This window comes from Bradyrhizobium sp. STM 3809 (assembly GCF_000239795.1).
Taxonomy (GTDB): domain Bacteria; phylum Pseudomonadota; class Alphaproteobacteria; order Rhizobiales; family Xanthobacteraceae; genus Bradyrhizobium.
On the sequence record NZ_CAFJ01000600.1, the window covers coordinates 1 to 9,095 of the forward strand.

The 9,095-nt window shown below is 66.4% G+C and carries 6 protein-coding genes; 5 read left to right on the forward strand and 1 reads right to left on the reverse strand.

Going from position 1 to position 9,095, the window contains the following annotated elements:
- Window positions 1-1,877: acetate--CoA ligase family protein (locus tag BRAS3809_RS27150; protein WP_035658931.1), on the forward strand; the 1,877-nt coding region annotated here is incomplete at its 5' end.
- Between the two features lie 126 nt (window positions 1,878-2,003).
- Window positions 2,004-2,837, forward strand: a complete 834-nt coding sequence (locus tag BRAS3809_RS27155) for an IclR family transcriptional regulator (RefSeq protein WP_008965212.1) — start codon at window positions 2,004-2,006, stop codon at window positions 2,835-2,837.
- Window positions 2,838-2,880: 43 nt separating this feature from the next.
- Here the strand turns inward: BRAS3809_RS27155 and BRAS3809_RS27160 are convergent, their stop codons facing one another.
- A complete protein-coding gene (locus BRAS3809_RS27160) occupies window positions 2,881-4,101 on the reverse strand; it encodes a metalloprotease (protein WP_008965213.1) in 1,221 nt (406 codons plus the stop codon).
- A gap of 195 nt (window positions 4,102-4,296) precedes the next feature.
- Between BRAS3809_RS27160 and BRAS3809_RS27165 the strand changes: the two genes are divergently transcribed.
- The 3 genes from BRAS3809_RS27165 to hyi all read left to right on the forward strand — a co-directional run bounded on the left by BRAS3809_RS27165 (window position 4,297) and on the right by hyi (window position 8,887).
- Window positions 4,297-6,099, forward strand: a complete 1,803-nt coding sequence (locus BRAS3809_RS27165; protein WP_008965214.1) for an adenine deaminase — start codon at window positions 4,297-4,299, stop codon at window positions 6,097-6,099.
- A 169-nt stretch (window positions 6,100-6,268) separates the two neighbouring features.
- Window positions 6,269-8,056, forward strand: a complete 1,788-nt coding sequence (gene gcl / locus BRAS3809_RS27170; protein ID WP_008965215.1) for a glyoxylate carboligase — start codon at window positions 6,269-6,271, stop codon at window positions 8,054-8,056.
- Between the two features lie 33 nt (window positions 8,057-8,089).
- Entirely contained in the window at window positions 8,090-8,887 is a 798-nt protein-coding gene (hyi, locus tag BRAS3809_RS27175; protein WP_008965216.1) for a hydroxypyruvate isomerase, read from the forward strand.
- The last annotated feature ends 208 nt before the right edge of the window (window positions 8,888-9,095 follow it).

Consider the following 9,095-nt stretch of genomic DNA (forward strand, 5'->3'; position numbering starts at 1 on the left):
AGACGGCCGACGATGCGCAGAAGGCGTATGAGACCATTCTCGCGAATGCGAAGAAGTACAAGGCCGACGCCAAGATCGAAGGCATCCAGGTGCAGCAGATGCTGACCGGCGGTACCGAGGTGATCGTCGGCTCCATCACCGACGGCTCGTTCGGCAAGTTGGTCGCCTTCGGCCTCGGCGGCGTGCTGGTCGAAGTGCTGAAGGATGTGACCTTCCGTCTTGCCCCCGCCACCAAGGACGACGCCCTGTCGATGCTCGACGGCATCCAGGCGCACGAGATGCTGAAGGGCGTGCGCGGCGGCGATGCCGTCAGCCGCGAGGCGCTGGCGGACGTCATCGTCAAGGTCTCGAAGCTCGTCTCCGATTTCCCTGAGATCGTCGAACTCGACCTCAATCCGGTGTTCGCGACCAAGAACGGCGCTGTTGCCGCCGACGTCCGCATCGTCGTCGATTTCGACTACAAGCCCCGTCCGGCGCCGCGCTCGAACGAGGAAATCGTCACCGCGATGAACCGCATCATGAAGCCCCAGGCGGTCGCCGTGATCGGCGCCTCCGCCGAGGACGGCAAGATCGGCAACTCCGTGATGAAGAACCTGATCAACGGCGGCTACAAGGGCCAGATCTACCCGATCCACCCGAAGGCCTCCGAGATCCTCGGCTACAAGGCCTATAAGAGCGTCAAGGACGTGCCGGGCGTGATCGACACCGCGGTGTTCGCGATCCCCGCAAAATTCGTCGCCGGCGCGCTGACCGAATGCGGCGAGAAGCAGATCCCCGGCGCGGTGCTGATCCCCTCGGGCTTCGCCGAAGCCAACGAGCCGGAGCTGCAGGCCGAGATCGTCGAGATCGGCAAGAAGTACAATGTCCGCCTGATGGGGCCGAACATCTACGGCTTCTACTACACGCCGGCCAATCTCTGCGCGACCTTCTGCACCGCCTATGACGTCAAGGGCCACGCGGCGCTGTCGTCGCAGTCGGGCGGCATCGGCATGGCGATCATCGGCTTCTCGCGCTCGGCCAAAATGGGCGTGTCGGCGATCGTCGGCCTCGGCAACAAGTCCGATATCGACGAGGACGATCTGCTCGCCTTCTTCGAGCAGGACCCGAACACCAATCTGATCGCGCAGCACTGCGAGGATCTCAAGGACGGCCGCGCCTTCGCGGAAGCCGCCAAGCGCGTCTCCAAGAAGAAGCCGGTCATCGTGCTCAAGGCCGGCCGCACGTCTGCTGGAGCGAAGGCCGCCTCGTCGCACACCGGCGCGCTCGCCGGCAACGACAAGATCTATGAGGACGTGCTGAAGCAGTCGGGCGTCATCCGCGCCCGCAGCCTGCGTCAGCTGCTCGAATTCGCCCGCGGTGTGCCGGTGCTGCCGACGCCGAAGGGTGAGAACGTCCTCATCATCACCGGCGCCGGCGGTTCGGGCGTGCTCTTGTCCGACGCCGTCGTCGACAACGGCCTGTCGCTGATGACGATGCCTGGGGATCTCGATGCCGCGTTCCGCAAGTTCATCCCGCCGTTCGGTGCCGCCGGCAACCCGGTCGACATCACCGGCGGCGAGCCGCCGATCACTTACGTGAACACGGTCAAGCTCGGCCTGTCGGATGAGCGTATCCACGCGCTGATCCTCGGCTACTGGCACACGATCGTGACCCCGCCGATGGTGTTCGCGCGCAACATGGTCGAGGTGAAAAAGGAGATGGAGGCCAAGGGCTTCGTCAAGCCGATGGTCGCCTCGCTCGCCGGCGACGTCGAGGTCGAGGAAGCCGCCGAATATCTCTACCAGAACGGCATCCCGGCCTACGCCTATTCGACCGAGCTGCCGGTCGAGGTGCTCGGCGCCAAATACAAGTGGGCGCGCGGCGCGGGCCTGCTCTGAGCGATAACGACGCGCATGCCGCTCCGGCTCTAGCCGGGGCGGCACTTTCTTTGCTAGCGTGACCCAAGCAAGATCCGTCCGTCCGATAACGACGCCGCCCCTGATGGCCGCGCAAAGAGGCGCCACGTGATCCGTCGCAAGACGATTGAGCCACGCGCAGAAGCCACCGTCGAGCCCCGCGACGGCGGCGTGCAATCGGTCGGCCGGGCTTTGCAGATCCTGGAGATCCTCGCCGAGGACGACGAGGGCTATCGCCTCAGCGATCTCGCCGTGCGGGCGGGCCTGTCGACCTCCACCGTCCATCGCCTGCTGACCACGCTGGAGAAGCGCCGCTTCGTCCAGTTCGACCGCCTGGAATCGAAATGGCACGTCGGCGCGCAGAGCTTTGCCGTCGGCGCAACCTTCACGCGCAGGCGCAACTTCGTTGCGCTGGCGATACCCTATATGCGCCGGCTCCGCGACCAGTCGCGCGAGACCGTCAATCTCGCCGTGGTCGACGATGAATCGCTGATGGTGCTGATGCGGCTCGACAGCCGCGAGATCATGCGCTCGCTGACCAAGGTCGGCGGCCGCCTGTCGATGGTTGCCTCCGGCATGGGCAAAGCCGTGCTCGCGACCTATTCCGACGACGACGTCAGCGGCATCATCCACCGCCAGGGCATGCCGCGCCTGACCGAGAAGTCGATCATCCGCGCCGGCGAATTGTTCCGCGAACTGGAGATCATCCGCCGCCAGGGCTATGCCGTCGACGACGAGGAGGCGATGCCCGGCCTGCGCTGCATCGCCGCCGTCGTCCTCGATTCCCTCCGCGAGCCGCTGGCCGCGATCTCGATCTCGGGCCTGGCGAGCCGGCTCACGGAGGAGCGTGTGCCGGTGGTCGGAGGCATGGTGCGGGACATCGCGGCGGAGCTGACCGCGGCCCTCGGGGGCGTGGCGCCGCCCGCCGAGCCCGCACACTGATGCCCGCGAGAGGTCGTGAGATCGGCTGACCTGACCTCCCGGTCTAGAACGCGCGGGTCGCCAGCATGGTCTTGATCACGACCGCATAAGCCGCAAACGTCAGGACGTAGGCAATCGCCAGCGCAACGCCGCTGCGGAGCGAGAGTGGCTTCAGCTGGATCGCCTGGTGTCCGGACAGATAGCGCTGCAGCGCGAACAGCAGAAAGGGGATGCCGATCAGCCACGAGTGGAAATGCAGCGCCAGAGTGAGGCCCGCCACGACGCCGATCCAGCCGGCGAGCAGGGCGGCCTTCCGGCTCGCCGAGCCGATCAGCGCATTGAGAACGAGGCCGCCGTCGAGCGGATAGATCGGCAGCAGATTGGCGGCGTTGATCACCGCGAACATCTCCATCGCCATGCGCAGGTCGGATTTGCCGGCCGGCACGATTGCGGCCAGCGCCAGGGTCGGGATCAGGCTCATCGCCGGCCCCATCAGCGCGATGAAGCCGAGCCGGCCTTCGCTGCCATACGCCGTCTTCGGCACGATGGCGCCGCCGAAGAAGGGGACGAGGTAGATCGCGTGGATGCCGACGCCGGCCATCAGCATGGCGGCGGCATGGCCGGCCTCATGGATGGCGATGACGATCGCCAGCAGCACGGCTTCCTTCAGGCTGAACAGATACCAGAAGCTCGCCAGCGCCAGCGCAGAGAGCACGAGGCCGTGGTTGGCCAGATCGGCGAGGCGGCTATGCGTACCGGCCTCCCGTTCGCATTCCGCCTTGATCAGCTGCGTCAGCCGGCGCACGCTGAGCGGATAGATGATGCGGTCGCGAAAGCTGCGGATCGTCAGCTCGTTGAAGATGGTCAGCAGCGTCCCTTGCGGGGTGGCGACGACGCTCACGCTCGCATGCGCATCGCGTCCGCCGTCGGGCGGCACGTTCAGCTCATGCGCCACGTTGCGTGAGCTGATGATCCCCCTGGCTTCGTCGCGCTCGATCTCGCGGTAGACGCCTTGCGTCCGCGGCTGTCCGCTCACGGCGACGCGGCCGAGCCAGAGGTCGGGGTTTCCGGGCAGGGGTTCGCGCGTGATCTCGAGCACCGGTGGCCCGTTCAGCACCATCCGCTCGGCGATATTGAAGCGCCACACCGCGTCGCGAGGCGCGTTGATCAGGATCTTGGCCTCGTAGCGCTGCCGGTTACGGCCCCTGACGGCATCGACCAGCGCCTGCAGGATGCAGAGGACGAGGCGCAGCAACTCGATCGGCACGGCCAGCAACCTGAGCATGGGGTCCTTCATGGGTGACGTATTCGTGATCTTTCGCCCCTAAGGTGCGCAGCCGATCTCGTCAAGATCAGGGACGGTGAGGCGAGGGGCGGTGCCCAAGTCGTAATCAATTCCGCCAACCTATTTGGGCTTGCCGTTGCCCGCATCGCGCGCAACGATCGTGTCTGATCCCGAACACGTCCAGCGAGTTGTGCCATGTCCAAACTCACCCGCTTCTCGGTCGCTCCCCTGCACAGCATGACCCGCCGGCTCGCCGACGTCGCGTCGGGCCGCACGGCGCCCGATCTCGTCATCACCGGGGCGCGGGTGCTGTCGACCTATTCGGAGCGCATCCATCCGAACCGCGAGCTCTGGATCACCGGCGGCCGCGTGGCTGCGGTGAAGCCTGCCGGAGCCCACAAGGCGCTGCCATCAGGCTTTACGATCCACGACGCGGCGGGCGGCATCATCGCGCCGGGGCTGGTCGATCCGCACATCCACATCGAGTCCTCGATGGTGACGGCCTGCGCCTATGCCGAGGCTGCACTGCTCAACGGCACCACCACGATCTTCTGCGACAGCCACGAGATCGGCAATGTGATGGACACAGCCGGCGTCGAGGCGATGCTGGAGGACGCGCGGCAGGCGCCGCTCTCGATCTTCCTCACCGTGCCGTCGACCGTGCCGGCGACATCGGCCGCGCTGGAGACCGCGGGCGGCGACCTCACGCCGGACAAGATCGCCGGCCTGTTCGACCGCTGGCCGGAGGCGGTGGCGCTCGGCGAGAAGATGGATTTCGTGCCGGTCTGCATGGGCGACGAGCGCAGCCACGCCATCCTCGCCGCGGCCCTGCAGCGCGGCCGGCCGGTGTCGGGCCATGTCTATGGCCGCGAGTTCGTCGCCGCCTATGCGGCGAGCGGCGTCACCGACTCGCACGAGGCGATCGACCGCGACATCGCCGATGATCTCCTCGACGCCGGCGTCTGGATCTTCCTGCGTGGCGGGCCGCCGACGACGCCGTGGCACAGCCTGCCGCAGGCGATCCGCACCATCACCGAGCTCGGCGCCTCGCACAAGCGTACCGCCGTGTGCACCGACGATCGCGATGCCGATGATCTGATGCTGTTCGGGCTCGACTGGGTGGTGCGCGAGGCGGTGAAGGCCGGGATGTCGCCGGAGCAGGCGTGGTCGATGGGCTCGCTGCACGGCGCGACGCGCTTTGCCATGGACGGCGAGATCGGCGGCCTCGGCGGCGGCCGCCGCGCCGACCTCGTGCTGCTCGACGACGGCCTGAAGCCGCAATCGACCTGGTATGGCGGCGAACTCGTCGTCGACAAGGGAAAGATCACGTCGCGTCTCGATCAGGCGCTGTCGCAACGCTATCAGTATCCGAAGGCAGCCTATGCCACCGTGAAGCTGCCGGCGCAGATGAAGCTGACGCCGGAGCTGCCGGCCAAGGCCTGCACCGTCAACGCGATCAAGACGGCGCTGCCCGGCATCACGCTGATCCATGAGAAGGTCGCGATCGAACCGGCCGCCGATTGGGACACGCTGCTCGCGCGGCACGGCCTCTGCTTCGTCGCGGTGATCGAGCGCCACGGCAAGTCGGCCGGCAATGTCGCGCACGGGCTGCTGAAGGACTTCGGCCTCAAGCGCGGCGCCGTCGCCTCCAGCGTCGGCCATGACAGCCACAACATCATCGTCGCCGGCACCAACGAGGCCGACATGCAGGTCGCGGTCGCCGCGATCGGCGCGCAGCAGGGCGGCGTCTGCGTCGTGGCCGACGGCAAGGTGAAGGCGATGGTGCCGCTGCCGATCGCGGGCCTGCTCTCTGACAAGCGCGTCACCCCGGTCGCGGAGGAAGTGAAGCTGCTCAAGACCGCATGGGCGGAGGCCGGCTGCACCATTCCCTACATGGGCTTCAATTTGATTCCTCTATCGGTCATTCCGGAAATTCGTATCACCGACAAGGGCCTCGTGCTGGTGCCGCAGATGGAGCTGGCGCCGCTGTTCGAATAGGGCGATCGAACTGTCACGCGGTCAGGACATGTCAGCTGTCTTTCGTCCTAACTAATTGAGTCCTCCCTTGTTTTGCCGAGTGTGCCGCATCGTGGGAAAAATCCACGATTGAATTGAGATCGACGCCGTCGGCAGCGATCCTTGTGCATCAACCACAGGGAGGCGCGAGATGGCGAAGATGCGGGCGATCGATGCTGCGGTGCGAATCTTGGAGAAGGAAGGCGTCACCTGCGCCTTCGGCGTTCCCGGGGCGGCGATCAATCCGCTCTATTCCGCGCTGCAACGGCGCGGCTCGATCCGCCACATCCTCGCTCGCCATGTCGAGGGCGCCTCGCACATGGCCGAGGGCTACACCCGCGCCAAGGCCGGCAACATCGGCGTGTGCATCGGCACGTCGGGTCCGGCCGGCACCGACATGATCACCGGCCTTTATTCGGCGATCGCGGATTCGATTCCGATCCTCTGCATCACCGGCCAGGCGCCGCGCGCGCGGCTCTACAAGGAGGATTTCCAGGCCGTCGACATCGAGCAGATCGCCAAGCCAGTGACCAAATGGGCGGTGACGGTGCGCGAGCCGGGCCTCGTGCCGCGGGTGTTCAGCCAGGCGTTCCACATCATGCGCTCGGGCCGCCCGGGCCCGGTGCTGATCGACCTGCCGCTCGACGTCCAGCTCGCCGAGATCGAGTTCGACGACGAGACCTACGCGCCGCTGCCGGTCTACAAGCCCGCCGCGACCCGCAAGCAGGTCGAGAAGGCGCTGGAGATGCTCAATGCGTCGGAGCGGCCGCTGATCGTCGCCGGCGGCGGAATCATCAACGCCGATGCCAGCGATCTGCTCGTCACCTTCGCCGAGACCGTCAACGTGCCTGTTGTCCCGACCCTGATGGGGTGGGGCGCCATCCCCGATGATCACGTGCTGATGGCCGGCATGGTCGGCCTGCAGACCAGCCATCGCTACGGCAACGCCAACTTCCTCGAGAGCGATTTCGTGCTCGGCATCGGCAACCGCTGGGCCAACCGCCACACCGGCTCGCTGGAGACCTACACCAAGGGCCGCAGCTTCGTGCATGTCGACATCGAGCCGACCCAGATCGGCCGCGTGTTCAATCCCGATCTCGGCATCGTCTCAGATGCCAAGGCCGCGCTGGAGCTGTTCATCAGCGTCGCCCGCGAATGGCGCAAGGCGGGCAGATTGAAAGAGCGGCAGGCGTGGCCGGCGGCGTGCCAGGACCGCAAGCGCACGATGCTTCGTCGCAGCGATTTCGACCAGGTGCCGATCAAGCCGCAGCGCGTCTATCACGAGATGAACAAGGCGTTCGGCCGCGACACCTGCTATGTCAGCGTCATCGGCCTGTCGCAGATCGGCGGCGCGCAGTTCCTCAGCGTCAACCATCCGCGCCACTGGATCAATGCGGGGCAGGCGGGGCCGCTCGGCTGGACGCTGCCGGCCGCGCTCGGCGTCCGCGCCGCCGATCCCAAGCGCGAGATCGTCGCGCTGTCGGGCGACTACGACTTCCAGTTCCTGATCGAGGAGCTCGCGGTCGGCGCGCAGTTCAATCTGCCCTACATCCACGTCGTCGTGAACAACGCCTATCTCGGCCTGATCCGCCAGGCGCAGCGCGGCTTCGCGATGGACTATCAGGTGCAGCTATCGTTCGAGAACATCAACGCGCCGGAGGTCGGCGGTTACGGCGTCGACCATGTCGCGGTCGCGCAGGGCCTCGGCTGCAAGGCGATCCGCGTCACCGATCCGCGCGACGCGCAGGCGGCGTTCGCGACCGCGCGCGAATGGATGGCGGAGTATCAGGTGCCCGTGGTCGTCGAGTTCGTGCTGGAGCGCGTCACCAACATCGCGATGGGCACGGAGATCGACAACGTCGTCGAGTTCGAGGAGGTGCTCGATCTGCCGGTCGACGACACCCCGGCCGAGCCCCAGCGCACGCTGCAGCCCGCCTGAACGCATCCGCCGCTCTCATCCGAGGATCATGTCATGCCGCGCTTCGCCGCCAACCTCACCATGCTCTTCACCGAGCTGCCGTTCATGGACCGCTTCGCCGCCGCCAAGGCCGCCGGCTTCAGCGGTGTCGAGTACTTGTTTCCCTACGAGTTCGACAAGGCCGAGCTGCGCGAGCAGCTCGCCCGCCACGGCCTGACCCAGGTGCTGCACAATCTGCCCGCCGGCAATTGGGCCGCCGGCGAGCGCGGCATCGCCATCCTTCCCGATCGCGTCGACGAATTCCGCGACGGCGTCCGGCGCGCGATCGAATACGCCCGCGCGCTGGACTGCCGCCAGCTCAACTGCCTCGCAGGCATCGCGCCGGACGATGCCGATCCGCGCGAGCTCAATCAGACGCTGGTGCGCAACCTGCGCTTTGCCGCCACCGCGCTGAAGGCGCAGGGCATCAAGCTGCTGTTCGAGCCGATCAACACGCTCGACATTCCCGGCTTCTACCTCAACCGCACCGCCCAGGCGCTGCAACTGATCTCCGAGGTTGAATCCGACAATCTGTTCGTTCAGTACGACATCTACCACATGCAGATCATGGAGGGCGATCTCGCCCGCACCCTGCAGAAGCACCTCGCCCGCATCGCCCACGTCCAGCTCGCCGACAATCCCGGCCGCCACGAGCCCGGCACCGGCGAGATCAACTACCCCTTCCTGTTCCGCCACCTCGATGCGATCGGCTATGAAGGCTGGATCGGCTGCGAGTACAAGCCGCGGACAAGGACGGAAGAGGGGCTGAACTGGATGACGGAGCGCGTGCCCGTTGCGGCGAACCAGGGTTGATCGGTTCGACGATGTTCGGACCTATCGCCGCAAGCGCGATGCGCTCCCTCTCGCCGTTCTTCACGGGGAGAGGGTCGGGGTGAGGGGCCGCCACACGGGAGGTGCAGCTTTTTTGCTATCGTGAGACGACGTTTGGTCGCCACTTTTTGTTAAGATTTCAGCGAACTGCCGTGCCCGTCCGATGGACCATGTTCGGAGCTTCGTGACT